This is a genomic window from Tessaracoccus sp. MC1756 (assembly GCF_014164735.1).
Taxonomy (GTDB): Bacteria; Actinomycetota; Actinomycetes; order Propionibacteriales; family Propionibacteriaceae; genus Arachnia.
Genome location: NZ_JACJFZ010000005.1, coordinates 108,606 through 135,214, shown reverse-complemented (window position 1 = coordinate 135,214; position 26,609 = coordinate 108,606). Strand labels below are relative to the sequence as shown.

Annotated in this window: 14 protein-coding genes; 9 read left to right on the top strand and 5 right to left on the bottom strand. The window is 66.5% G+C overall.

Going from position 1 to position 26,609, the window contains the following annotated elements; translation table 11 throughout:
- Window positions 1-13 precede the first annotated feature (13 nt).
- The 8 genes from H5393_RS12205 to H5393_RS12170 are packed head-to-tail and all read left to right on the top strand — an operon-like array spanning window position 14 to window position 9,124.
- Window positions 14-1,354: an extracellular solute-binding protein gene (locus tag H5393_RS12205; RefSeq protein WP_182766885.1), complete on the top strand. Its 1,341-nt coding sequence runs from the start codon at window positions 14-16 to the stop codon at window positions 1,352-1,354.
- The gene (locus H5393_RS12200; RefSeq protein ID WP_220488400.1) at window positions 1,351-2,277 is read left to right on the top strand and encodes a carbohydrate ABC transporter permease; all 927 of its coding nucleotides are present in this window, start codon (window positions 1,351-1,353) and stop codon (window positions 2,275-2,277) included. The genes H5393_RS12205 and H5393_RS12200 overlap by 4 nt, the downstream gene beginning before the upstream one ends.
- Window positions 2,278-2,279: 2 nt before the next feature.
- Entirely contained in the window at window positions 2,280-3,149 is an 870-nt protein-coding gene (locus tag H5393_RS12195; RefSeq protein ID WP_255436502.1) for a carbohydrate ABC transporter permease, read from the top strand.
- Window positions 3,150-3,176: 27 nt separating this feature from the next.
- On the top strand, window positions 3,177-4,103 hold the full coding sequence (locus H5393_RS12190; RefSeq protein ID WP_182766884.1) for a sugar phosphate isomerase/epimerase: 927 nt from the start codon (window positions 3,177-3,179) through the stop codon (window positions 4,101-4,103).
- Window positions 4,100-4,987 (top strand): NAD(P)-dependent oxidoreductase, encoded by an 888-nt coding sequence (locus H5393_RS12185; protein ID WP_182766883.1) that lies wholly within the window; start codon window positions 4,100-4,102, stop codon window positions 4,985-4,987. Before H5393_RS12190 ends, H5393_RS12185 begins: the two co-directional genes overlap by 4 nt.
- A 15-nt stretch (window positions 4,988-5,002) precedes the next feature.
- Window positions 5,003-6,943: a right-handed parallel beta-helix repeat-containing protein gene (locus tag H5393_RS12180; RefSeq protein ID WP_182766882.1), complete on the top strand. Its 1,941-nt coding sequence runs from the start codon at window positions 5,003-5,005 to the stop codon at window positions 6,941-6,943.
- Complete coding sequence (locus tag H5393_RS12175) at window positions 6,940-8,664, top strand: dihydroxyacetone kinase family protein (protein WP_182766881.1); 1,725 nt, start codon at window positions 6,940-6,942, stop codon at window positions 8,662-8,664. The genes H5393_RS12180 and H5393_RS12175 overlap by 4 nt, the downstream gene beginning before the upstream one ends.
- A 1-nt stretch (window position 8,665) precedes the next feature.
- Window positions 8,666-9,124, top strand: coding sequence for a ribose-5-phosphate isomerase (locus H5393_RS12170; protein WP_182766880.1), 459 nt, complete (start codon window positions 8,666-8,668; stop codon window positions 9,122-9,124).
- 96 nt (window positions 9,125-9,220) lie between these two features.
- Here H5393_RS12170 and H5393_RS12165 read toward each other — a convergent pair whose 3' ends face one another.
- The 4 genes from H5393_RS12165 to H5393_RS12150 all read right to left on the bottom strand — a co-directional run bounded on the left by H5393_RS12165 (window position 9,221) and on the right by H5393_RS12150 (window position 14,176).
- The gene (locus H5393_RS12165; protein WP_370585984.1) at window positions 9,221-10,543 is read right to left on the bottom strand and encodes an ABC transporter substrate-binding protein; all 1,323 of its coding nucleotides are present in this window, start codon (window positions 10,541-10,543) and stop codon (window positions 9,221-9,223) included.
- A gap of 100 nt (window positions 10,544-10,643) precedes the next feature.
- The gene (locus H5393_RS12160; protein WP_255436501.1) at window positions 10,644-11,537 is read right to left on the bottom strand and encodes a carbohydrate ABC transporter permease; all 894 of its coding nucleotides are present in this window, start codon (window positions 11,535-11,537) and stop codon (window positions 10,644-10,646) included.
- Between the two features lies 1 nt (window position 11,538).
- Window positions 11,539-12,432: a carbohydrate ABC transporter permease gene (locus tag H5393_RS12155; RefSeq protein ID WP_076062119.1), complete on the bottom strand. Its 894-nt coding sequence runs from the start codon at window positions 12,430-12,432 to the stop codon at window positions 11,539-11,541.
- 247 nt (window positions 12,433-12,679) lie between these two features.
- Entirely contained in the window at window positions 12,680-14,176 is a 1,497-nt protein-coding gene (locus H5393_RS12150) for an alpha-N-arabinofuranosidase (protein WP_182766878.1), read from the bottom strand.
- Between the two features lie 269 nt (window positions 14,177-14,445).
- On the opposite strand from H5393_RS12150, the gene H5393_RS12145 reads away from it, so the two are divergent.
- Complete coding sequence (locus tag H5393_RS12145) at window positions 14,446-16,368, top strand: glycoside hydrolase family 127 protein (RefSeq protein WP_182766877.1); 1,923 nt, start codon at window positions 14,446-14,448, stop codon at window positions 16,366-16,368.
- A gap of 99 nt (window positions 16,369-16,467) precedes the next feature.
- Here H5393_RS12145 and H5393_RS12140 read toward each other — a convergent pair whose 3' ends face one another.
- Window positions 16,468-26,517, bottom strand: a complete 10,050-nt coding sequence (locus H5393_RS12140) for a N,N-dimethylformamidase beta subunit family domain-containing protein (protein WP_255436511.1) — start codon at window positions 26,515-26,517, stop codon at window positions 16,468-16,470.
- Window positions 26,518-26,609 lie beyond the last annotated feature (92 nt).

Below are 26,609 nucleotides of genomic sequence, written 5' to 3'. Positions count from 1 at the left end.
GAAGGAGTACTCAATGTTGAGGTCCAAGAAAATCCTCGCCGCCGTCGCTTCCCTGGCGTTGCTGGGTGCAGGCTGTTCCGGCGGAGCGCAGCCGGGTGACCCGGAAGACACCACTGCTGCCAACGCGCCGGCAGGAAAGAGCGGGGTTGCCGCGAGCGCCTGGGCGGTCCAGAGCTCGCAGTCCGATTCGTTCATCGCAGCGGTGGATCGCTGGAACGCCGATCATCCCGAAGCGCAGATCGATCTTCAGGTGATGCCGGACAACGGCTACAAGGACAAGGTTCGCGTCGCACTCGGCGCGGGCGAGGCACCCACTCTCATCTATGGGTGGGGCGGCGGCGGCCTACGTGACTACGTCGAACAGGGCCTGGTTGAGTCCCTGACGGAACTGACGGCCGACGAATACCCGGAGGTCATCGACCGTTACCTCCCTGCCGCCATGGGTGCGGCCAGTGTCGACGGCGACGTCTACGGCGTCCCCGTCAGCAACATGCAGCCTGTCGTCTTCCTCTTCAACAAGGAAGTCATGGGCACGCTCGGTGTTGAGCCTCCGGAGACGTGGAGCGAGCTCATGGAGTTCGTCGACGTCGCCAACGAAGCCGACGTCGCGCCCTTCGCCCTAGCCGGCCAGAGCAAGTGGCCCCAACTTCCCTGGCTTGCCTATCTGATCGATCGTCAGGGCGGCCCGGAGGTGTTCCAGGCCATCGAGGCCAACGAGCCCGACGCGTGGAAGGACCCCGCTATCCTCGAGGCCGCCACCAAGATCCAGGACCTCGTCCGGGCAGACGGCTTCGTCTCGGACTACGCCGCGATCTCCTACGAGAGCGGAGCGGCTGACGCCTTGGTCTACACCGGCAAGGCGGCCGCCATCCTGATGCTCAGCAACGCCTACTCCAACATCGCCAAGTCCGCTCCGGAGTTCGTCGAAGCCGGCAACCTCGGCTACTTCACGTTCCCGGAGGTCGAAGGCGGCGCAGGGGATCCTGCCAACGTCACCGGCAACCCGGCCAACCTCTGGTCCGTCACGTCGGCGGCATCGGACGAGGAGAAGCAGGTGGCGCTCCAGTTCCTGGACGAGCAGGTCATGAACGATGAGTACGTCGAGGAGATCATCGGTCGCTCCGGTGTCCCGGGAGTCAAGATCGTCGAGGAGAAGCTGGCCGACTCCGACGACGAGTTCTCCAAGTTCGTCTTCGACATCGTCGCCGACGCACCGTACTTCCAGCTCTCGCTGGACCAGGCGCTCTCACCGGAACAGGGTCAGGCCCTCAACACCGCCCTTGACCAGTTGTTCCTGCTGCAGACGACGCCGGAGCAGTTCGTCGAGACGATGAACGCCACCATCCGGTCATGACGATGCCCGCAACAGTTTCGGAGCCGGGAGCCAAGGGGAGGACCCGACGCGTCAAGCGTCCGGGGCCGAGCCTCTGGCTCCTGGCCCCGGCCGCCGGCCTCTTCATCCTGTTCGCGATCGTGCCCCTGTTCGGCGCAGTCTGGTTGTCGTTGACCAAATGGAACGGGCTGGGCACGCCCGCCTGGACGGGGTTCTCCAACTGGGAGGCCGTCTTCAAGGACCCGGTGACGTGGGGAACCGTCGGCCTCAGCTTCAAGGTCATGATCGGTTCCTGGCTGATTCAGACGCCGCTCAGCCTGCTGCTCGGCGTCTGGGTGGCGAAGGAGGGTCGCAGCCGTGCCTTCATGGCCGTGATCTACTTCCTGCCACTTCTCCTGTCCTCGGCAGCCGTCGGCCTGACCTTCAAGAACCTGCTTGACCCCAACTTCGGGCTCACGGCGATGGAATGGCTCGGGCCCCTGTCCCACAACTGGCTGGGGGACCCGAACACTGTGCTGTGGGTGGTCATCTGGATCATCGGCTGGCACTTCATCCCGCTCCACACGCTCCTCTACCAGGCGGGCGTGCGGCAGATCCCGAAGGTGCTCTACGAAGCGGCGGCCACTGACGGCGCGAGCGGCCTGCGCCAGTTCTTCTCCATCACCCTGCCCCAGTTGAAGTACACGATCGTGACGTCGTCGACCCTCATGCTGGTGGGCTCACTGACGTACTTCGATCTGATCTTCGTGCTGACTGCTGGTGGCCCCGGATACGCGACGCGAATCCTGCCACTCCACATGTACCTCACCGGCTTCCAGGCTGCAGACATGGGCAAGGCGAGCGCCATCGCGGCACTTCTCGCCTTCATCGGCCTGGTGCTCTCGCTGACGCTCACGAAGGTCTCTGGTTTCACGAAGATGCAGAGCCAGCAGGAAGGATTGTGACCATGACTGCGGCAACGCTTGAAAAGCCCCGTCGGACCATGAAGAGTTCAAGGCGCTTTCGGCCGGGCCATCTGCCCGGATGGGTAGGCGCCGCCCTCTGGCTGGGCGTCGTCATCATCCCCATCTACTGGGTCGTGGTGACGAGCTTCCGCAGCCAGCAGAACTTCTTCGTCGACAAGCCGCTGGACCTGCCGTCGGATCCGTCGCTGGCGAACTACAGCCTCGTCTTCGAGATGGGCTTCGCCCGGTATTTCCTCAACTCGACGGTGGTGACGGTGGGGGCAGTGGCCCTCACCCTCTTCGTCTCGCTGCTCGCCGCCTACACGATCGTGCGCAACAACACACCCGTGTCGCGGCGCTCACTGAACCTGTTCCTCCTGGGGCTGGCGATTCCGGTGCAGTCAGCCATCATCCCGATCTTCTACATGATCACCCGGATGCAGCTGTACGACACACTGCTGGCGATCATCCTGCCGTCGGCCGCGTTCGCGATCCCCATCACCATCATCATCTTCACCAACTTCCTCCGCGACATCCCGGCGGAACTGTTCGAATCCATGCGGCTCGACGGAGCCAGCGAGTCCCGGATCCTCTGGCGTCTCGTGCTGCCGCTCAGCGTGCCGGCGATCAGCACCGCGGCGATCTACAACGGCGTCAACGTGTGGAACAACTTCCTGTTCCCCCTCGTGCTCACCCAGTCGCCCGATACCCGGGTCCTGCCGTTGGCCCTGTGGACCTTCCAAGGTGAGTTGACCATCAACGTGCCCGCGATGATGGCCGCGATCGTCCTTTCGGCGCTGCCGCCCCTGACTCTGTACGTCGTCGGCAGGCGACACCTGATCTCGGGGATGACCGCGGGCTTCGGCAAGTAAGACCACCACCCATCACAAAGGAAAACCATGAGCACCTCTCAGTTTCCAACGTCGACATCCTGGCCCATCGCCGCTGCCATGTTGCCCTTCCCGGACTCCCAGGAGGCTGATCCGGAGGTCTGGCGGAGTCAACTGGACCAAGTGGCCCGCGAAGGGTTCACCGAGGTCGACCTCACCGACAACTGGCTGCGCATCGGCGACCTCGACGAGGCCCGTCTCGACGCACTGCGCGGTGTCCTGGGTGACGTTGGCCTGAACCCCATCGGCGTGTCCGCGATCCGTCGCAGCGTGATCGACCCGGAGGCGGGGGAGGACAACCTCGCCTATTCACACCGGGTGCTGGAGGCCGCCAAGGCCATCGGCACGAAGGTCGTCTCCTTCGGCCTGCATCGCCCCCTGACCCCCGAGCAGCGAGACGCGTTCTGGTTCTGGACGGCGCCCGGCCCCGTCGATGCCACCGACGATGAGACGTGGAGCATGGCGGTCGCCCGGCTCCGCGAACTCGGCCTCCATGCAGCGGAACTCGGGCTCGAGATGTCGCTGGAGATGTACGAGGACACTCTGCTCGGCTCCTCGGAGTCGGCTGTGCGCCTCGTGAAGGACATCGACCTCGCCAACGTCGGCCTCAATCCGGATCTGGGCAACCTCTACCGGCTGCACCGCCCCATCGAGGATTTCCTCACCGCCGTCGAGCGTTGCATGCCACACGCCAACTACTGGCACGTGAAGAACTACTTCCGCAGCGAGGACGCCGCGGGCAACGTCGTCAGCCTCCCTGCCCCCATGGCTCACGGCAGCGCCAACTACCGTCGCGCGATCCAGATCGCCGTCGACGCAGGGTTCCACGGGCCGTTCTGTGTCGAACACTATGGAGGCGACGGGCTGTCCGTGTCCGCGGAGAACCGCGACTACATCCGCCGTATGCTGGCCGTCTCCCTGAAGGAGTCGAAGTGACCAACGTGATTGCAGTCCTGGGCCTCGGCGCGATGGGGCTACCGATCGCCGCACGTTTGGCCGAGCGGTGGGAGGTGCGCGGATTCGACGTGTCCGCCGAGCGCCGCGACCTCGGTGCCGCCGACGGGGTGCTCCCCGTCACCACCGTGCGCGAGGCCGTCGCGGACGCCACGCATGTCGTCATCGCCGTGCGCGATGGGGCACAGCTCGAGGCAGCCCTGTTCGGCGACGACGGGGCCGGCGACTCGCTCGCCGAGGGTTCAGCCGTCATCATCACCTCGACGGTGGGTTCAGCCGTCGTCAAGGACGTCGCGGAACGTCTCCAGGAGAGGGGCGTGGGCACTGTCGACGCACCGGTCTCGGGTGGCGCGGTGCGCGCCAGGACAGGCGACCTGTTGATCACCGTGGGCGGAACGCCCGAGGTGCTGCAGCAGTCCGACGACGTCCTGCACGCCATGGCATCGACCGTCGTGGCGATGGGCGGCGTCGGCGACGGGCAGAACATGAAGGCCGTCAACCAGTTGCTGTGCGGGATCCACACCGCCGCGGCGGCAGAGGCCCTGGCCATGGCCGACGCGATGGGCCTGGATCTCGACCTGTGCGTCGACATCCTGAACAGAGGAGCGGCAGCATCGTTCATGCTGGCCGACCGCGGCCCCCGCATGGTCCAGCAGCTCCGTGGGCAGAAGCCCGAACTCCGCTCCCGCGTCGACGTCATCGCGAAGGACATGGGGATCGTCGGCGAACTGACCCGTGGCCACCAGCTCCCCACCGCGGTCGCGCAGGCCGCCGAAAACCTGTACCGCATGGCGAAGAAGGCAGGGCTCGACGCAGAGGACGACTCGGCGATCGCGACCTTCCTGGCCAACGGCCCCATCCACTGAGGAGAACACACGTCCATGGATATCCACGTATCGAAGCTCGGCGCCGACTCCAATGAAGGCACCGCCGAATCCCCCCTCGCCACCGTCAACGCCGCGGCCGCCCGCGCACTGCCCGGCGACACCGTCGTGGTGCACGAAGGCATCTACCGTGAGTGGGTCAGGCCCCCGCACGGCGGACTCAGTAACAACCGACGCATCACCTTCACCGCTGCGCCAGGCGAGCATGTCGTGCTCACGGGCTCCGAAGAGGTCGCTGATTGGGAGCCCGTCGGGGAGGGCGTCTGGCGCACCGCCGTCGACAACACCCTCTTCCAAGGCTTCAACCCCTACGCGGAGGTGATCGTCGGCGACTGGCTGCTGCGACCCTCCCAGGACGAACCCGACCTGCATCTGGGTGAGGTGTACCTGAACGGCACCGCCCTCCTCGAGGTGGCCTCCATCGATGCCGTCGCGAAGCCCGGGCCGCAGGAGACCATCGTCGATGACTGGACCGGCATTCCGCAGGCCGGCACCGAGGCGACCACACGGATGGTCTGGCATGCCGAGGTCGACGATGAGCAGACCGTTATCCATGCCCACTTCGGCGAGGCGGACCCCCGCCGAGAGACGGTCGAGATCAACGTTCGACGATCAGTCTTCTATCCCGAGGTGAACCACGTCGACTACATCACCGTGCGGGGCTTCGAGATCCGGCACGCGGCCACCCCCTGGGTGCCCCCGACGGCGGACCAACCCGGCATGGTCGGCCCGAACTGGGCGAAGGGCTGGGTGATCGAGGACAACGTCATGCACGACTCGAAGTGCTCCGCGATCTCGCTGGGCAAGGAGGGCACCACCGGCCACAACTTCGCCACGGTGCGAAGGGACAAGCCGGGCTACCAGTACCAGCTGGAGTCGGTCTTCGTTGCAGAGGACTACGGCTGGAGCAAGGAGCGGATCGGCTCCCACGTGGTGCGTCGCAACACCATCTACGACTGCGGTCAGAACGGGGTCGTCGGGCACCTGGGGTGCGTGTTCTCCACCATCGAGGACAACCACATCTACAACATCGGCATCCGGCGCCAGTTCTATGGCCATGAGATCGGTGGCATCAAGCTCCACGCTCCGATCGACGTGCAGTTGATCGGCAACCACATCCACGACTGCTCGCTCGGCCTGTGGCTGGATTGGCAGACGCAGGGGACCCGCATCTCCGGCAACGTGTTCCATTCCAACAGCCGCGACTTCTTCGTCGAAGTCAGCCACGGCCCCTACATCGTGGACCACAACGTGTTCGGCTCCCCGGTCTCGCTGGAGAATTTCAGCCAGGGCGGCGCCTACGTCGGGAACCTGTTCCTCGGCAGCCTGCGGATCGAGCCGGTCCTGGACCGTGCGACGCCGTACCACCGCCCGCACAGCACCCGCGTCTCCGGCTACGCCGTCATCGTCGGGGGCGATGACCGCTTCATCGGCAACGTCTTCGGCGGCGACCCGCAGCGCGAGAACTACCGGGTCGAGCTGCCCGAGGCGGCGAAGGTGGGCTACGGAACTGCGGTGTACGAAGGCCACCCCGCCAGCTTTGGGGAGTACCTGGAGCGAACCGAGACCCGATCCGGTGACCACCGCCGCTTCACGGGCGTCAAGCAGGCCGTCGTCGCTCGCGACAACGTCTACCTCGGGGCGGCGCGGCACTTCGAGGGCGAGGTGGACCCCGTGCAGATCGACGGCGGACGCATCGACCTCCAGGTTGGCGCCGACGGTGCGGTCACCGTCGTCTCAGACCTCCCGGCTGATGCGAGCCGCAGCAACGTGGTCCGGAGCTCCGAGTTGGGGCGCGTCCGCTTCGTCGACGCGGATTTCGAGGCGCCCGATGGTTCCGAGCTCGTGCTCGGGCCCGACGCGGGGAGCGCCGTCTCGTCGTTGCCCGCCCGCCACCACACCACCGTTGTCTGGCCCCGGAAGGAGTCCCAGTCATGACCACCATCTACAACGACCCTGCCGAATTCACTGACGAAGCCGTGGCAGGTTTCGTCGACCTCTACGCCGATCGTGTGCGCGCCGTCACAGGCGGAGTCGTGCGCGCCCAGCGGCCTGCCAAGCCCAAGGTCGCGGTTCTGGTGGGTGGCGGCTCAGGACATTACCCCGCCTTCGCCGGCGTGGTCGGCCCCGGTTTCGCCGATGGCTCGATCATCGGCAACCTCTTCACCTCGCCGTCGGCCTCCCACGCGTACTCGGTGGGTCGCGCCGCCCACTCGGGTGCCGGCGTCATCTACACCTACGGCAACTACGCAGGCGACGTGATGAACTTCACCACTGCAGGTGAGCGCCTCCTAGCGGAAGGCATCGACGCGCGCCAGGTCATCGTCACCGACGACGTGGCCAGCGCCGGTGCCCACGAGAAGGACAAGCGCCGCGGTATCGCGGGCGACTTCGTGGTGTTCAAGGTGATGGGTGCCGCCGCGGAGCGCGGCCACGACATCGATGAGGTCGAGCGCCTCGGCAACCGCGCCAACGAGCTGACCTTCACCATCGGGCTCGCGTTCTCCGGCTGCACCTTCCCGGGAGCGGATCATCCGCACTTCACCGTCCCCGAGGGGAAGATGGGCTTCGGGCTGGGCATTCACGGTGAGCCGGGGCTCAGGGACGTGGACTGGCTGCCGGCCAACGAGCTGGCGGAACTCATGGTCGACAGACTGCTCGAGGAACGACCTGACGGCGCGTCAGGCCGCGTGGCCCCCATCCTCAATGGTCTGGGCTCCACGAAATACGAGGAGTTGTTCCTCCTCTGGGGCATCGTGGCAGCGCGGCTCCGCGACCACGGGCTCGAACTGGTGGGCCCCGAAGTGGGCGAACTGGTCACCAGCCTCGACATGGGCGGTGTGTCCCTGACGCTGTGCTGGCTCGACGAGGAGCTCGAGGAGCTCTGGCTGGATCCGGCCGACACCCCGGCGTGGAAGCGCGGCAGCCTCGCGCCCGAGCGGGTGGCCACGGGCGAGGCGCCGGCGGCCGAGGAGGCCGAGGCGACCGAGGTGCCAGTGGTGGGCTCCGAGGCTTCGCGTGCCGTGGCCGAGACTGCCGTCGCCGCTCTCGAGAGCATGAAGCGCGCCCTCCACGACGCCGAGGACGAACTGGCCCGCATCGACGCCGTCGCCGGTGACGGCGACCACGGCCGCGGCATGGTGCGCGGGATCGAGTACGCCACCGCCGCCGCGCACTCGGCGCTGGGCGACGGTTGGGGCGCCGCCGGCGTCCTCGCCGCAGCGGGCGACGCCTGGGCGGACAACGCCGGTGGGACGTCGGGCGTGCTGTGGGGTGCAGCGTTGCGGGCCCTCGGAGCAGCGCTCGGCAACGAGGAACCGGTGGATGCGGGCCGGCTCTCCCGTTCCATCGAGGCCTATGTGGAGGCTATGACAGCCCTGGGCAAGGCCGAGGTGGGGGACAAGACCATCATCGACGCGGCCGTCCCCTTCCGCGACGCGCTGGCCGCAGCCGCCGGACACGGTAGGAACGTGGCCGACGCCTGGGTGGAGGCCACCGCGGTGGCACAGGAGGCCGCCGACGCGACCGTCTCACTGAGCCCCCGGAAGGGCAGGGCAAGGCCGCTCGCCGAGCGCAGCGTCGGCCATCCGGATCCGGGCGCCGTCTCGTTCGCGCTATGCGTTCGGGCTGTCTCGGATGCGCTCAGGAAAGAGGAGTGACATGGGATACAGAATTGTGCTGGCAGCAGACCAGGCCGGGGTGGGCTACAAGGACGCCATCGCGGCCCTGTTGGCCTCAGATGACCGAGTCGATCAAGTGATCGACGTCGGCGTGAACGCCGACACGGACCCGACCGCGTACCCGCACCTCGCGGTCGAAGGCGCACGCCTGATCGCGGCCGGGGAGGCCGACCGCGGGATCTTCGTGTGCGGCACGGGGATGGGCGTCGCGATCGCGGCGAACAAGGTGCCCGGGATCAGGGCCAGTACGGCGCACGACTCCTACTCGGTTGAGCGCCTCGTCAAGTCCAACAACGCACAGGTACTGTGCCTCGGGGAGCGGGTCATCGGCCGCGAGCTGGCGTTGAAGTTGGTGTCAGAGTTCCTCGCTCACGCCTTCGACCCGCAGTCGCCGTCGAACGAGAAGGTGCAAGCCATCAGCTCATACGAACACCCGTAGCGATACATTTCGCGCGGGCGCGGACGGTAAGCGGCTGGGATGAGGGTTCCTCATCCCAGCCGCTGCTGTTTGTTGACGTGGCCCGAGGCCAGTAGGTCAGCCTTCGCCGATCTCGTTCTCGAGGTCGGTCTGTGCCTGGTCGAGGGCTTCCTTGACAGGCGTGTCGTTCTCGTACACCTCGTTGAGCGTGACCGTGCGGAACCAGTTGTCCACTGCGGGCAGGTTCGGGTTGGCGAAGGAGTTGAAGTGACCGATGCCGTCCTTGACGGAGTTCAGCACGTCGAACAGGTTCGTGGTGAAGTACTTGTTGAACTTGTTCTCCGGGTTGTGGGTCACGGCGTCGTCTTCCCAGACCGACATGTTCACGGGATCGAAGCCGAGGACTTCCCAGACCGCGACGTTGGCGGGGAGGGACAGCTTGGCGAAGGCGTTGAACTCGGTGGCCAGTTCGAGGTTCTCCGACTTGGCGGACACGGCGGTACCCGTGCCGCCGCCACCGATGGTGAGCGTCTCGGAACCCTCGATCTGAGGTGCCGGTGCGATGGCGATCTTACCGGCAAGGTCAGGCATGTAGTCGACGAACCTGGAGGTGTACCAGGCGGGGTAGACGATGGCTGCGTAGTCGCCGTTGTTGATGGCGCCGTAGGCTTCCTCAGCGTCCGGGCTGCCGCCCGCGATCGGGCTGAGCGCCCCGGACTTCTCCATGTCGGCCATCAACTCGAGCGCCTCGACGGCCTCGGGGTTGTTCACGGACACCTTGCCCATGCCGTCGTCCTCGAACACCTGACCACCCATCTGGGCGGTCACGAGCGGTTCGACGAACCACACGCCGGTGTTGGCGGTGCCGAAGGCCTTGTCGGTGGCCTCGTGGTACTTGACGCCGGCTTCCTTGAAGTCGTCCCAGGTCTTGATCGTCGTGTAGTCGATGCCCTGGGCTTCTAGGAGCTCCTGGTTGTAGAACGCGACGAAGGCGCCGACGTGGGTCGGGTATCCGTAGATCTTGCCGTCGCGGCTGTAGAGATCGAGACGGGCCTGGACGATGTCGTCGATGTAGGGTTCCGCCGCGGCGGAGAGGTCAGCCAACGGAGGGTTGTCGCCCTTCACGAAGTTCGAGAACTTGTTGACCTCGATGTCGACCAGGTCAGGCATGCCCTGGCCGGCGTTGGCCGCCAGCAGCAGCTTGTCGTGCATGTCCTGGTACGGGTAGACGGTGATGTCGAGGTCGATCGCCTTGTCAGGGTTCTCCTCGTTCCACTGGATGGCCATCTCGTCGTAGACGGCGGCGTGGAGTTCGGCGAACACCCACATGCTGAGCTTGGTTGCGCCTTCAGGTGCGGGCGCGCCGCTGACGACCTCGCCCGAGGCCGACGGTTCCGACGAAGTGCCGTCACCCCCGCCGCCACAGGCGGCCAATGCCACCACCGATAGACTGACTGCAGCGAGTGTCGCTGCAAATTTGCGGATTCTCATGTGTCCACTCCTTTGTGTTGTTCCTACTAATTGCGGGGATATCTGTCCGTTAGCCCTTGATCGAACCTGCCGTCATTCCTTCGATGAAGAATCGTTGGAATGCCAGGAACAGCAGGAGGATCGGAATCAGGGAGAAGAACGCTCCGATGATGAGCAGTTCGTAGTTGTTGCCATACGGGGTCAACAGCGTGTTGAGGCCGATCGGCAGGGTGAACTTCTCGGCGGAGCGCAGGACCAGCAGTGGCCACAGGAAGTTGTTCCAGACCATCATGCCGTTGAGGATTCCCATGGCCGCGAATGCCGGCTTGGAGATGGGGACGATGATCCTGAAGAACATTCCGAACTCGGAGACGCCGTCGACGCGGCCGGCCTCCAGCAGTTCCCGGGGAATGCCGATGAAGTACTGACGGAAGAAGAAGATGGTGACGGCCTGCGCCAGGAACGGCAGCACGACGATCCAGTACTGGTCCGCGGCGTTGAAGTTGTTCACCTGGACGTAGAGGGGGAGCATCAGCATCTCGAACGGGATGGTCATCATGACCAGGACCAGGATGAAGCCGACGTTCTTGCCAGGGAAGTCGTACATGGCGAAGCCGTAGGCGACGAAGGAGCTCACCAGGAGGGTCCCTGCGACCTGCACCACAGTCAGGATCAGGCTGTTCCAGAACCACCGGAAGTACAGACCCGAATCCGTGAAGAGCATTTCGTAGTTGTCGAAGCTGAGGTCTGCCGGATCGACGAGGAAGGAGATGCCGTTGCGGATGATCTCACCGCCGTCCTGGAAGGTGCCGATGACGATGGCGGCCAGGGGGATGAGCGAGATCAGAGCGATCACCAGGAGGAAGGTGCCCTGGAGGATCGCAGCGGCCCGACGGCGGGGCTGTTGCCTCGGCTCCTCGCCCAGGGCTTCAGCCATCCGGGTCGAATCAGTGGCTGTGGTCATCTCAGGCCTCCTTCTTGAAGGTGCCGGTTGCGGTCAGTTGCGTCAGGTTGATGACGAGCACCAGCGCCAGGAGCACCACGCCCACCGCGGAGGCGAAGCCCAGGTCGTTCTCCTGGATGCCCTTGCGGTAGAGGTACCCGACGATGGTGAGGCCCTGGTTGTTCGGCGAGCTGTTGCCCGCGTACAGCATGAAGCTTTCGAGGAACATCGCCAGGCCGCCGTAGACGCTGATCGTCGTGACGTACACGATGGTGGGCTTCAGGCCCGGAAGGGTCACGAAGAAGAACTTCTGGATGGCGTTGGCGCCGTCGATGGAGGCCGCTTCCAGATGTTCTTCGGGAATGGCCTGCAGGCCGGCGAGGAAGTACATGGTGTTGACACCGGTCCAGCGCCACAGCGCCAACAGGAGGAGGGCCGACAGACCGGTCAGGTCGTTGCGCAGCCACCGGACGGGCCCGAAACCGAGGAAGTCCGCGACCTGGTTCATCATGCCGGTGTCGCTCTCGGAGAACATGAGACGGAAGATGATGCCCGCAACGACGACCGACGTGAGCGCGGGCACGAAGAGCGACGCCTTGAAGAAGTTCTTCAACTTCTTGCTGCCGAGTTTCCTGTTGATGACCACCGCGAGCAGCATGGGGATGGGGATGAGCAGCACGAGGGTCAGCACCATGTAGCGGAGGCTGTTGAACAGCGCCTTCCAGAAGATCTGGTCTCGCCACAGCCGCTGGTAGTTGCGGGCGCCGATGAACTCGGCCTGGCCGTACACCACTTCCTGGAAGCTCATGATCACCGACTGGATGACAGGGATGAGCCAGAAGACCGCCACCGTGAGCAGGAAGGGCAGGATGAACAGGTATGGAGCCAGGCGCTTGGAATAGAGGAGCTTGGTCATTTTCAGTGGTCCTCCTTGATCGTGACCATCGGCCCTTCGGCTCTAATGGCCTTGCCTTAGGGCCGCCGGCGCGTGACAGCACTGTCCACGTGACCCCGTTTGTTTTGAGTAACAACTAACTGGGTAGAGGCTAATGGCCGCGGGTGTGACCGGTCAACGTTTCCCGCGAAGCGTTCCGTGATTGTTATGAAAACGTCAGGGGGCCCGAGGGGAATCCCCTCGGGCCCACTAGGCGGCTCACTTGGGCTCACTTGGTGGTGAGAGTGATCATCGTCCAGGAAATCGGCGGCAGAGTGACGGTGAGCGTCGTGCCGTCCAGGCGCGCGGATTCGTTCGGCAGGACCCCGACGCTCGAGTCGTCTTCGGCGCTGGCCTTCCAGTTGTGATCCTCGTGGTGCAGGGTCACGGCCTCCTTGATGGTGCAGCCTGAGGGGATCTCGATCTCGGCCGGCACCGATTCGGTGGTGTGTCGGTTGACGACGAAGATGGCCGCGTTGTCGTCGGCCCAGGTGGCGACAGCGTCGACAGCCTGGACGGCGCCGAACTGCTCGCTCTCGATGGTGGGGCCGTCGATGATCACGCGCAGGACATCACCCTTGGCGTTGGCCGAGGTCAGGGCAAAGGGGTGGAAGGTCGTCTGCTTCCAGACCGGTCCTCCCGGCTCCGCCATGATCGGGGCGATGACATTGACCAACTGCGCCTGGTTGGCGGACCAGACCCGGTCCGTGTGACGCAGGAGCGAGATCAGCAGGTTGCCGACCACCACGGCGTCCGCCACGGAGTAGTTGTCCTCCAGGAGCCGCGGCGCTACGGGCCAGTCGTCTCCCGACGGCGGCTTCGACGGATCCCTGTCGAGGTACCAGACGTTCCACTCGTCGAAGGAGATGCCGATCTTCTTGTCGGTCTTCTTTGCCGTGGCGACCGAATCGATGGTGGCGCCCACCTGGTTGATGAAGCGGTCCATGTCCTCGGCGCTCACCAGGAACTCCTGGAGACCGGAGTCCTTTTCCCAGTAGTAGGCGTGGGCGGAGATCATGTCCACCTGGTCGTACGCCTCGGTGAGGACTGTGCGTTCCCATTCACCGAACGTGGGCATGCTGCGGCTCGAGGACCCGCAGGCCACCAGCTCCAGATCGGGGTCGATCATGCGCATGGCGCGGGCGGCCTCTGCGGCGATGCGGCCGTACTCGTGAGCCGTCTTGTGGCCCATCTGCCAGGGGCCGTCCATCTCGTTGCCGAGGCACCACATCTTGACCCGGTACGGATCCTCGGCGCCGTTGGCCTTGCGCTGCTCAGCCCAGTCAGAGCCGCCCGGCACGTTGCAGTATTCGAGGACGTCCATCGCCTCGAGGACGCCACGGGTGCCCAGGTTGATCGCCATCATGGGCTCGATGTCGGCCTTCTTCGCCCAGGACATGAACTCGTCGGTCCCCACCTCGTTGGGTTCGAGGCTGTGCCACGCGAGGTCCAACCTCTTGGGGCGCTGCTCAACGGGGCCGATGCCGTCCTCCCAGCGGTATCCCGAGACGAAGTTCCCACCGGGGTAACGGACGGTGGACACGCCCATTTCGCGCACGAGCTCCAGCACGTCGCCGCGGAAGCCTTCGTCATCCGCCGTCGGGTGACCCGGCTCGTAGATTCCGGTGTAGACGCAGCGCCCGAGGTGCTCGACGAAGGAGCCGAAGGTGCGCCGGCGCACCGGTCCCACCGTGAACGCGGGATCGATCTTCAACTTGGCTTTCATGACCCTCCATGGGGACTCGACTTTTGTTGTGTGGATATACAAAGACTGCCATATCTACCGGTGCTGCTGAGCGAGTCAGGAGTTTCGAGGACGATGAAAACACGTCAGGCGTCGCTGGACGGACCTGTGAGCGGCAACCGGCCCCAGTGGCATCAAAGCCAGTTGCTCGGGAAACGGGCCGGTGCTAACGTCAAAGAAAGTTAGGTGAGCGCAAGAAAGTCTCCTTTTCCCTTTCCTGGCAGCTCACGGCAAGCAGGCAAAGGAGCCGGATGCCGTCCCAACCGCAAAAGCGTGGTGCCCCAACCCACGACGCCCAGCCCGCTTTCGGCCTGCCCATCGCGCCCAGCAGGGGCCATTGGCGGCCGCTGGGGATCCGCGACGTCGACATCACGGGCGGCTTCTGGGCCGACCGGCAGTCGCTGAATGCCTCCACGCTGATCGCCCACGCCCATGACTGGATGGAGAAGGTGGGGTGGATCGCGAACTTCACTTGGGCCGTCGAGGGCACCCTGCCGGACAAGCGCCGCGGCCGCGAGTTCTCGGATTCCGACGTCTACAAGTTGATGGAGGCCATGGCCTGGGAACACGGGCGCACCGGGTCGGCCGAGATGAATGACCGGTTCGAGTCCCTGGCCCAACGGATTCTCCCCGTTCAGGAGGAGGACGGCTACCTCAACACGAAGTTCGGCCGGCCGGGCCAGGAGCCGCGGTACAGCGACTTCGAATGGGGGCACGAGCTCTACTGCTTCGGGCACCTCATCCAGGCCGCCGTCGCCCGGGCGAGGACGTTCGGCCGGGACGGCTTCGTGGAGATGGCCATCCGCGCCGCAGACCACGTCTGCCGGGAGTTCAGCGAAGACGGCAGGGACGCCATCCCGGGGCACCCCGAGATTGAGGTCGCGTTGGTGGAGCTGGGCCGGCTGCTGGGCGATGACCGGTACCTGCGGCAGGCCGCACTCTTCGTCGAGCGACGCGGGCACGGTCGCCTGGCCGACATCGAGTTGGGGCGCAGCTACTACCAGGACGACGTGCCGGTGCGTGAGGCCACCGTCGCCAGGGGGCACGCCGTGCGGGCGATGTATCTCGCCGCGGGCGCGGTGGACGCTGCCGTGGAACTCGACGACGTGGAACTCCTGGAGGCGGTCAAGCTGCAGGTGGTCAACACCATCGCCCGGCGCACCTATGTCACCGGTGGCATGGGCTCCCGCCACACGGGCGAGGCGTTCGGCGAGGACTTCGAGCTGCCGCCGGACCGGTCCTACTCCGAGACCTGCGCGGGCGTCGCCGCGATGATGGTCAGCCAACGGCTGCTGTTGGCGACGGGTGAAGCACGGTTCGCCGACCTGATCGAGCGCATCCTTTACAACATCCTCGCCACCTCCACGGCCGAGGACGGGCACAGCTACTTCTACGCCAACACGCTCTACCGGCGCTCGCCCGGGTCGCCGCCGGAGGTGGACGTCCCCAGCCCTCGGGCCGATTCGTCCCTTCGCGCTCCCTGGTACGACGTGTCCTGCTGCCCCACCAACGTCTCGCGCACGCTCGCCTCGCTCGGTTCGATGGTGGCGACGACGGACGACGGTGGGGTCCAGATCCACCAGTACCTGCCGGCCCAGATCCGGACCGTCCTCAACGGCGAACCGGTCGAGCTCGAGATGTCGACTCGCTATCCGGAGGACGGCGTCGTCCGGGTGGCCGTCCGCCGGGCTCCGAGCTCCGGGCTGCGGGTCGAGTTGCGGGTTCCCGAGTGGGCCGGCGAAGCGTCCCTGGACGCCGGCTCCGGTCCTCGGCTCGCCAGGCCCGGCTATGCAGTGGTCGAAGCGGTGCGGCCAGGCGACGAGATCGTCCTCACCCTGCCGATGCAGGCGAGGTGGATCTTCCCGGATCCGCGGATCGACACGATCACCCACCAGGTGGCCGTCGCCAAGGGCCCCAGGATCTTCGCGCTTGAATCCACGGACCTCGGCGCCGACGTGGCCCGGGCCCAGGTGGATGTCAGCGCCGGGATCGTCGGCGGGGCCGAACCGTCCGTCACCATCCGGCTCACCGAACCGGCCCACGCAGAGTGGCCCTACGGGGAGACGCCCGATGAGGCCTCCGGCGAGCGCCGGCAGACGGCGCTGATCCCCTATCACCGGTGGGGCAACCGGGGGCCCGCCACCATGAGGGTCTGGCTGCCCCGGGTGGAGTAGCGCGCCCTGTTCCGGACAGCCGAGCCGGCCGAAACGACGCATCCCCACCGCGCTTGCGGTGGGGATGCGTGTGTCCGGTCCGGACGGGCCGGGGGTTGGTTACCGGATGGCGGGGGAGCCGAACAACACGATGTTGTTGAACACCCACGCGTTGTCCTGGCTGAACCGGTAGCCACCTGAGGCCCGTGGTGTGGCGGTGTAGACCGTCACCAGGGCGTACGAGCGGCAGCCGTTGCGGCCGGTGCTCGGGGTGTCACACTCGGTCCTCCAACGCCGTCCGTCCGTGGCCGTCCAACTGCCCGTGTTCGCCAGCGGGTTGGTGGCCCAGGCCTCGCGGGTCATGAACGGCAGGTACGTCAGGTTGTTGAACGCCCAGCCGTTGGTGCGGATGAACGTGCCGTCCTTCATCACCACGACCGTTGCCCAGATATCCGTGCGGCAACGCTCGGTCTGCGAGTAGATCTCGCAGGTGGTGTTCCATTCACGCCCGTTGATCGTGTGATGGCCCGGCTGGGTGTACGGGGCCGTGCGCAGGAACTTGGGTGCGGTGGTGGCGGTTGTCACCTTGATGGTGCCCGAGGTGGACCCGATGAACAGCGACGAGCTCGGCGTGAACACAGCGCTGAAGCTGTAGTTCGTGCCGGGTTGCAGGCCCGTCGCGTTGAACGTCGCGACGCCGTGCTCCACCTTCACCGGCGCACCGATGGTGGTGTTACCGCGTCGGAACTGGACGGTGCCCACGGCATCGTCAGGCAGCACCGTGGCGGTCAACAGCACCGAGTTCTGCGTCGGTGTGCTGGCAACCAGCTTGGTGGTCGTCTCCCGGGCACGCGAGTCGACGTAGGTGTGGGTCCACGAGGTGGTGACACCATCGGCGATGACGTAGCCGGGCAGGGCCTCGGCGATGATGGTGACCTCGCCGGCGGTCCGGTTATGAGTGCCGGCCGCCGTCACGACGCCGTCGACCAGGAAGCGGACTCCGGTGACGCTCGGGATCGTCATGGTGCCGCCGTTGCTGTCCGCGACATCTGCGAAGGTCGGCGCAGTGACCTGGGTGACCACGATCGGTGCCGGGGCCTCCGTGGTGACCTGGACCTGGTTGGAGGTGGAGGCCGTGAAGAGTGCCGGGTTGGTCGGGTTGAACACGGCGGTGAAGGTGTAGTCGGTGCTCGGGGTGAGGCCGGTGGCGGTGTAGGTGGCGGTGCCGTTGACGAGGGTGACCGGTGCACCGATGTTGGTGGCGCCGTTCTTGAACTGGACGGTGCCCACTGCCGTGTTGGGTGCCATGGTGGCGGTGAGGGCGACGCTGGTCTGGGTCGGGGCGCCGGCCGTCAGTGTCGTCGTGGTGGTGACCGCGGGTGCAGCCATGGTGGTGACCTGGACCGGGTTCGAGGTGGAGGTCGTGAACTTCGCCGGGTTGGTCGGGGTGAACACGGCCGTGAACGTGTAGTCCGTTTCCGGGTTCAGTCCGGAGACGATGTAGGTGGCGGTGCCGTTGGTGACGGTCACGGGTGTGCCGATGTCGGTGGTGCCGTTCTTGAACTGGACCGTGCCGACGGCGCCGATGGGTGTCACGGTGGCCGTCAGCGCGACGCCGTTGTAGGTGGGCGTGCCGGCCGTGAGCGTCGTCGTGGTGGTGACTGCAGGGGCAGCCATGGTGGTGACCTGAACCTCATTGGAGGTGGAGGTCGTGAACAGTGCCGGGTTCGCGGGTAGGAACACAGCGGTGAACGTGTACAGCGTCTCCGGGTTGAGTCCGGTGGCCTGATAGGTGGCGACTCCGTCGACCACGGTGACCGCACCGCCGATGTTGGCGCCGTCCTTCGTGAACTGGACTGTGCCTGCAGCGGTGTCGGGCGAAACGGTTGCCGTAAGCGTGACGCTGTTGAACGTCACGTTGCTTGGCGCGAGCGCGGTTGAGGTGGCACCCGCCGGCACCGCCTTGGTTGTCACCTGGACCTCACTGGAGGTGGAGGTGGCGAACAGCAGCGGGTTCGTCGGAACGAAGACCGCAGTGAAGGTGTAGTTCGTTTCCGGGGTCAGTCCGGTGGCCGTGTAGGTGGCGGTGCCGTTGACGAGGGTGACCGGCGAGCCGATGTTGGTGGTGCCGTTCTTGAACTGGACCGTCCCGATGGCGTTGTCAGGCGCCACGGTGGCGGTCAGGGCGACGCTGTTGTGGGTGGGAGTGCCAGCCGTCAGAGTCGTGTTCGTTTCCGTTGCCGGTGCCCGGTCAGTGGTGACCTGGAGCGGGGCGGATGTCGACGCGGCGAACTGCGATGGGTTCGTCGGCGAGAACACCGCCGTGAACGTGTACTGCGTCTCTGGCGTCAATCCTGTGACCAGCAGTGCAGCCTCGCCGTCGACCACGGTCTTGGCCGTGCCGACCGGCTCTCCGTTCATCGTGAACTGGACGGTGCCGACGGCACCGGCGGGTGCGACGGTGGCCGTCAGAGTGAGGCTGTTGTGCGTCAGGAGACTCGCGGTCACGGTTGTTGTGGTGGACGTCGGCGGCGCGACCGTCGTGGTGACCTGGACCGCGTTTGAAGTGGAGGTCGTGAACAGGGCCGCGTTGGTGGGTGTGAACACGGCGGTGAATGTGTACCCGGTTTCGGGGGTGAGCCCGGCGGCCAGGTAGCTGGCGGTGCCGTTGACCACGGTGATGGCGCTGCCGATGTTGGTGCCGTCTCGCTTGAACTGGATGGTGCCGACGGCGCTGTTCGGGGTCACGTTGGCTGTGAGGGTGACGCTGTTGTGCGTGATGTTGCTCGCTGCCAGCGTGGTGGTGGTGACTGCGGGTGCAGCCGTGGTGGTGACCCGGACCTGGTTGGAGGTGGAGGTCGTGAACTGGGCCGGGTTGGTGGGGTTGAACACCGCGGTGAAGGTGTAGTCGGTGCTCGGGGTGAGGCCGGTGGCGGTGTAGGTGGCGGTGCCGTTGACGAGGGTGACCGGCGCACCGAGCTCGGTGGCGCCGTTCATGAACTGGACGGTGCCGGCCGCGCCGGTGGGTGCCACGGTGGCGGTCAGGGTGACGCTGTTGTGGGTGGGAGTGCCGGCCGTCAGTGTCGTGGTGGTGGTGACTGCGGGTGCAGCCGTGGTGGTGACCCGGACCTGGTTGGAGGTGGAGGTCGTGAACTGGGCCGGGTTGGTGGGGTTGAACACCGCGGTGAAGGTGTAGTCGGTGCTCGGGGTGAGGCCGGTGGCGGTGTAGGTGGCGGTGCCGCTGACGACGGTCACCGGTGTTCCGAGCTCGGTGGTGCCGTTCATGAACTGGACGGTTCCGGCTGCGGTGTTCGGCGCGACGGTGGCGCTCAGCTCCACGCTGTCGTACGACGGAGTGCCGGCCGAAAGCGTGGTCGTCGTCGTGGTGGCGGGTTCTGCAGCCGTGTAGGGCAGGTTGACGGAGCGCAGCACGGGGGTTGCGTTCGCGTCGGTGGTGCCCAGGGTGGCGCGGTACTGGAGGTAGCGGCCGGTCAGGCCCATGGTGGCGCCGTCGGCGATGGGCGTGTACTGCGTCCAGGTCGCGTCAGGCGTTGCGGTGTTGCCGGAGCGGATCTCGAGGTTCAGCGAGGTGCCGAGGGGGAGGGTCGCGTCGTAGTCGAGGGTGCCCCACTCGGCGGGGGTACCCGCGTCGTGGATGCGCGACTCGAAGACGCCGCTGGTGACGTACGGGGGCCACATCGTGAGCGAGTTCACCACGACGGTCGGTCCGCCGGTGTTGAAGTCGCTCGCCAGGGGCCGCATGGTGTCGGTGATGGCGACATCCTGGGTGTGGACGACGGTGCCGTCGACCCAGAAGACCACCTGGGTGGGCAGCCAGTCGATGCGGTAGGTGTGCTCGCTGCCGATCAGAGATCCATTCAAGGCGAAGTCGGCTGTGGACCCGTTGTTGTTGGTGCGCGCGTAGAGGGTGTTCGTGCTCTGGTTGGTGCTGAAGATCGCCCACCGGGCGACGTCGTTCATGTCGACGCCGAATCCGGCGTGCTGGAAGCCGGCGGCACCGAAGGCGGCGACGAACTCGAGGGACCTGCCGGGACCGAACATGGCATCAGTGGTGCCGTAGGCGAGGAGTGCCCCGTCGACGGTGGCGGTTCCGGTGCCGACAGTGGTCCCGCCGCCGGTGCCCCACGCGGTGGAGTTCCAGCCGGTGGGCACAGTGGTGCCGGAGAAGCCCTCATCCAGTGCCGGGGCGAGGGTGACCTCGCCGCCCGCCTGGTTGGTGACGACTGTTCCGACGTGGGTGCCTGCTGTGAAGTCCGCGACCGTGTTGTCGGTAGCCATCGTGGGCGCCGCGGCGGTGGTCACCTGGAGAGGCGCCGATGTCGAGGCGGTGAACAGCGCCGCGTTCGCCGGCGTGAAGGTGGCGGTGAACGTGTACGGCGTCTCTGGGCTGAGCCCGGTGGCGGTGTAGGAGGCGGTGCCATTGACCACGGTCACGGGCGCGCCGATGTTGGTGGCACCGTTCTTGAACTGGACGGTGCCGGCGGCATCGTTCGGCGTGACCGTGGCGGTCAGTTGCACGCTGTTGTAGGTGGGAGTGCCCGCCGCGAGGGTGGTGGTGGTTGTTGTAGCCGTCGCCCCCTGCGTGTACGGCAGGTTGACCGAACGCAGCACGGGGGTTGCGTTCACATCGGTGGTGGCCAGGGTGGCGCGGTACTGCAGGTAGCGGCCGGCCTGGGCCACGGCGGCGCCGTCGGCGACAGGCGCGTACTGCGTCCAGGTGCCATCAGGGGTTGCGGTGTTGCCGGTGCGGACCTCGAGGTTGAGCGAGGTGCCGAGGGGCAGGGTGGCGTCGTAGTCCAGAGTGCCCCACGTCACCACTGCTCCGGCGTCGTGGATGCGCGACTCGAAGACGCCATTGGTGACGTACGGCGGCCACATGGTGGCGGAGTCCAGCACCAGAGCCGGTCCGCCCACGTTGAGGTCACTGGCCACTGGGCGCATGTTGCCGGTGATTTCGACGTTCGCCGTGTGCACCTTGACGCCGTCCACCCAGAAGACCACCTGGGTGGGCAGCCAATCGATGCGGTAGGTGTGGCTGCTGCCGATCAGAGATCCATTCAGCGCGAAGTCGGCTGTGGCCCCATTGTTGTTGGTGCGTGCATAGAGCGTTGTGGAACTGTTGTTGGTGCTGAAGATCGCCCACCGGGCGACGTCGTTCATGTCGACGCCGAACCCGGCGTGTTGGAACGATGTCGCGCCGAATGTGGCGACGAACTCGACGGACCTGCCCGGCCCGTACATCGCAGCAGTCGTGCCGTAGCCCAGGATCGCCCCGTCAACCGTGGCGGTTCCGGTGGACACAGTGGTCCCACCTCCGGTGCCCCACGCAGTGGAGTTCCAGCCGTCGGGCAGAGTCGTCCCGGAGAATTCATCCGTGACAGACGGGGCGAGCGTCACTTCGCCGCCGGACTGGTTGGTGACCGCGGTGCCGGTGTGGGTGCCCGCGGCGAAGTGGGCGACGGTGTCGTCGGTGGCCATGGTGCCCGGCGTCTGGAACGACAGGGGGGCGGACGCCGTCACGGGGAAGGTCGCGCTGTTGGCGGCGGCATCGGCGGAGACGACGCGGTAGTAGTAGGTGGTCGACGGGTCGAGGCCCTGGAGCGTGATGCCATGGGCGGTCACGAGGGAACTCGACTCGGCCACCTGCGTCAGCGAGGCCGCGGAGGTGCCGTAGAGGACCCTTGTGGTGGCCGGCTCGTCGGTGGTCCAGCTGACCTCTGCCGTGCCGTTGGTGGCCGGGGTGGCCGCGACGTCGGAGATCACCGGGGCCGCGGTGTCCTCACCGTAGGAAGCGACGTAGGAGCCCGCGGACGCAGGGAAGAAGGCATACCGCACCCCCTTGATGGTCTGCTCCGTGGTCTGGACCGGCTGGCCGGCCATCGTCAAGCCCTCGAGCGTGCCCTGGGCACCCTCCACCGGGAGCATGGCCCGGAGGCCGTTCGCGCCCGACGCCACGTCAATGGAGAACGAGAGCTGCCCGGAGGCGAACGCGAGGTTCGTGAACGACGAGGCGTTCCTGCCATCGGTCCACGTCAGCAGCTGCTGGGCGGAGATGACCGGCACGCCGCGGGTCTTGGCCGCGGCAACGATGTTGGCGTTGATCGGTTCGCTGGAACCGTCACTGTGGATGTTCGCCACGAAGGCCCCGTAGTACCCCTCGGCGCCCAGTGCGCGGTCCATGAGCGTCTCCGCGGTGAACGGGTACGACTGACCGGATTCATCGGTCATCTGGGTGGTGGCCTGGTAGACGTCGATCAGCTGGCCGTCGGCGTCGGCGAACCGCTGGGCGAAACCGGAACCGGTGAACATGCCGGGGGTGTTGGCAACCCACTCGGGCGGCCAGAAGTAGTAGTTGGTGTCGAGGTTGACTCCGGTCTTCAGGAGTTCCTCCGGCACGTCCGTCCACCCGATCCACGCGATGCAGTGGTTCCTGCTGGTGTTGGGCGCGATGAGGCCCGGGTAGGTGCTGGCGAGGGCTGCGTTCTGGGTGGCCAGGATGGTGGCGAACTCGGCTGCGGTCGGGCTGGTGCAGTTGGTGTTGGGGTGCAGCGCGATCTCGAAGCCCATGGCCTCGTAGGCGAGCGCCTGCGCCGGCGTCATGTGGCTGTTGCCGGGGTAGATGTAGGCGGTGGAGCGGATGCACTCCCAGTCGCCCAGAGAACAGTTGGCCGTCGACGCGGCGATCTCCTGATCCAACCGCCCGTCGACGCTGCCACCGTTGTGGTTGTCAGACGTCATGACGATGGCGGCCTTCTCATCCCGAGGCAGGTACCAGAGGCGGGGCAGCGGCATCGCGTCAGCCGTCGCTGAGGTGATGAGGTTGGCCAACAGGCGCTGCTGTTCGTCGGCCTGCGGCACTGCGACGCGGCTGAGATCCACCCAGTCCGGTTCTGCGCCACCGTAGAAGAGGTCATTGCCGCGGTTGGGGCCGTCCTGGCCGTCGCGGTTCTGGTTGATCCATGCGGGGTTGCCCTGGCGGGTCAGCACCACGGACTCGGCCAGGTCGAAGGTGAACGCTGAGGCGGAACCGCCCAGCGTCCCCACCGTCCGCGTGGTCACGGCGGGATTCGAGGTCGCGGCGGTGGCCGAGCTGTACAGGCCCGCGACGACGCGGGTGCCGCCCGCAGCGGTGTAACGGTCGGCCGTGCCGTGGAACTGCATGGTCATGCCGGCGATGCCCGCGCCCGGCGAGGACGACGTGTCGACCTGCAGATAGGCGTTGGCCAGCGTGCCCACTGCGGGAAGCAGGCCGAGCAGAGGTGCGAGTGCGGGGTCGGGCCGCATGGCGACGAGGTCGCCTCCTGCGTTGACCCAGGCGGTGATGGCGTCGACTTCGGCCGTGGTGAGGGAGGTCTCGCCCAGCACCAGAGTCTGGTAGTCGGCGAGGCCGGCGGCCGTGAGGCTGGCGCGGGATCCGACGGCGAAGAGGTTGAGGCCCTCAGCGCGCATGATCTCTGCGAGGTAGGTGCCGTGCGAGCCGGTCCCCGTGACCACCAGGACGGGTCCGCCAGGGCCGGTGTTCGGGTCCGGGCGGTCTGCCGGCGGGATGAACGTGGTGAAGTTCCAGGTGACGTCTGCGGCGAGGTCGTTGCCGGCGAGGTCCTGGATGCCGGTGGCGCCACCCCGCACTGTGACGCTGTAGGTGGTTCCGGCGTTCAGCGACTCCGTGGGGTTCAGCACCACTGTCCGCGACGCCTCGTTCCACGTCACTGTGGCGGGCACGGTGACGTTACCCGGGTCGCGCAGCAGCACCGTCGCGGTGGTGACCGACGCGGGCTCCAGGCGTTCGCTGAAGCCGACGGTGACATTGGCGCCCAGGGAGACATCCGTCGCCCCGGTAGCCGGGGAACGGGAGATGACGGTGGGCGCGGTGACGTCCGGGCCGACGACGGCGGTCTCGGCGAACCACACGTCGACGAGGTAGTTCGAGCTCCCGAACGTCTGGGTCGGGAAGCCTCCGGCGCCGTACAGGTAGACGCCGTTGGCGCCGTCGGTGCCATCGGCCAGTGCGGTCAGCGGCGCGCTGGAGATCGCCGTGGTGAACGGCGCCCCGGTCGCGTAGCTGCCGTTGGGCGCGTGATACGAGGCGACATAGGTGGTGTTGGCCGTGATCGGGACGGGGTTGTCGAAGAACGCCTGCTGCCATCCGGTCGCCGTCTCGCCGGCGAAGGTCACGGTGGCTAGCGGGACACCCGCGCTTGTCCACAGCGTGCCGACGTGGGTGCCGGTGTTGCCGGTGGTCTTGTAGAAGCGGAGACCGGTGATGTACCCGTCGATGTCCGAACGGAACTTCATGCCGAGCTCTGTTGCTGATGCATCGTTCTCCTGGGTGCCGGTGACGGCGGTCCCGAAGATCGAGCACGGGGTCGCCTCGTCGCACACCTGGTCGGCGGTGCCGAAGGTGCGGGACGCGACGACGCCCAGGTTGGCGGAGTCGTCCACGGCGCGTGCCTGGATGGTGATGCTGCCCGCGGACGGCTTGTTGAAGGAGTACTGCCAGGCGGTGGTGCCGGTGGCGCGGTTCCAGGTGGTGCCGCCGTCGACGGAGACCTCCACCGCTGCGACGACACCACCGGTGTCGGCAGCGGTGCCGGAGACGTTCACAGTGCCGCCGGGAAGCTCGGCGCCCTCGGCGGGCGTGGTGATGGCGACCGTCGGGCCGGTGGCGTCCGTCGAGGAGGTGGGCATGACGAGCCCGCTCTGCAGCGAGGTGGGCAGGGCGCCCATGTCGGCGAGCAGGTTGGCCGTGGCCTGCTGCTGCGTCGCGTTCTCAGTTGCCTGCGGTGTCGACGAACTGGCATCGAGACCCCACGGCCACTGGACGGTGCCGGCGCCGAAGACGAGCGCGCCGGACGAAGCGCGGTACAGGCTCATGGTGTGGAACTCGCCGTTGATCTGCGTCGACGACAGCAGGATCCGGCCGTCCGGGTAGTACTCGTTGTATTCGGCTTGTTCGGGATCCCATTCGTAGCCGACGGTCCCCGGGGCCAGAGTCGCCTCGGCGTTGCCGGTGAGGCTCGCGACGGCGGTGTTGCGCCAGAACCGCAGCGGGGCGAAGCGGGCAGGGACCTTCATGGCCACCGTGTCGTCGCGCCAGCTGATCTGGCCGGTGAGGGAGTTCTCTGGCGTGGAACCGGGCGCCTCGCGCCACAGGCCCGTCCAGACGTCGCTGGGGTCGCACTGGTAGTTGTTGTAGCAGTTGTAATGCTCGTCGGAACCGGCGGCCGCGCCCTCCTTGTAGGTCACCTGGGTGCGGAAGTCGTCCTCCCAGCGGATCTTCCAGTAGACCTCGTTCGCGCTGAAGAACGCGAGGTTGGTGCCGGCGTCGCGGGCCGCCTCGACGGCGTCGCGTTGTTCCTGCGACCAGTACTCGTCGTGCCCGACGGAGAGGAAGGCGTCGTGGTTCTGGATGAGATTGCCACGGCGGGCGGTGTCGACGCTGGTGGTGTAGCTCACGTCGTAGCCGTTGCGTTCCAACCACCGGAGCATGGGGTACTCGGAGTTGAAGAGGTAGTTCTCGGGCTCGGTACCGCGGGTCTGGAACGGGCGGTTGAAGCTCACCTTGTGGGCGTGCTGGGTGCCGCTGTAGCCGTAGAGGTTGTAGTTGCCGTAGGCGTTGTAGGACTGCCACGTGGTGGTGGAGGCCTGGAAGAACACCTCTGAGGTGCTGGCGTCGTCACGCACGATGAAGGGGATGTGGCTGGCGAGATCTCCGCCCACGTCCTCTCGGGTGGGCCGGGCGACGTAGATGCCGGACACTGCGTCGGAAGGCACTATCCACGACGCCGACTGGCTCCAGTTGCCGCAGTCGAGCAGGTTCACCGGGGCGGGTTCGGCCAGCTGGCAACCGGGCTGGTTGACCAGGGTGGGGTTGTCGATCGTGGCGACCTTGCGGGCACCGTCCCCGTCGTACCAGCCCAGCCGGTAGATGTCGATGCGGTAGTCGGTGGAGGGTGTGTCGATCTTGAAGCCGACGGTGCCGCCCACGTTGACGCTGATGTCGGTGGCGAAGCCCTGGATGGTGTCTGACCCGGACCCGTCGACGTCCCACTCAGTGGCGGGACTGCCGGGGAGTTGGTTCTCCGAGACGATCTGGTCGCCCGGCGCGGCCGCCACCGGGCTCGGCGGGGCCGCCCAGAGTTGGGCCATCAGCACGGTGGCGATTCCAATCGCGATCCTGCGGCTGTGCCGTACGGGACGAGGATGTGTGGGCGTTGACATCGGTGTCTCCCTCAGAGGTG

Coding starts and splice junctions, on each gene's coding strand:
- H5393_RS12195 (WP_255436502.1), top strand. CDS start 2,280: ATGACTGCGGCAACGCTTGAAAAGCCCCGTCGGACCATGAAGAGTTCA.
- H5393_RS12150 (WP_182766878.1), bottom strand. CDS start 14,176: ATGAAAGCCAAGTTGAAGATCGATCCCGCGTTCACGGTGGGACCGGTG.
- H5393_RS12200 (WP_220488400.1), top strand. CDS start 1,351: ATGACGATGCCCGCAACAGTTTCGGAGCCGGGAGCCAAGGGGAGGACC.
- H5393_RS12170 (WP_182766880.1), top strand. CDS start 8,666: ATGGGATACAGAATTGTGCTGGCAGCAGACCAGGCCGGGGTGGGCTAC.
- H5393_RS12175 (WP_182766881.1), top strand. CDS start 6,940: ATGACCACCATCTACAACGACCCTGCCGAATTCACTGACGAAGCCGTG.
- H5393_RS12205 (WP_182766885.1), top strand. CDS start 14: ATGTTGAGGTCCAAGAAAATCCTCGCCGCCGTCGCTTCCCTGGCGTTG.
- H5393_RS12180 (WP_182766882.1), top strand. CDS start 5,003: ATGGATATCCACGTATCGAAGCTCGGCGCCGACTCCAATGAAGGCACC.
- H5393_RS12160 (WP_255436501.1), bottom strand. CDS start 11,537: ATGACCACAGCCACTGATTCGACCCGGATGGCTGAAGCCCTGGGCGAG.
- H5393_RS12190 (WP_182766884.1), top strand. CDS start 3,177: ATGAGCACCTCTCAGTTTCCAACGTCGACATCCTGGCCCATCGCCGCT.
- H5393_RS12140 (WP_255436511.1), bottom strand. CDS start 26,517: ATGGCCCAACTCTGGGCGGCCCCGCCGAGCCCGGTGGCGGCCGCGCCG.
- H5393_RS12155 (WP_076062119.1), bottom strand. CDS start 12,432: ATGACCAAGCTCCTCTATTCCAAGCGCCTGGCTCCATACCTGTTCATC.
- H5393_RS12145 (WP_182766877.1), top strand. CDS start 14,446: ATGCCGTCCCAACCGCAAAAGCGTGGTGCCCCAACCCACGACGCCCAG.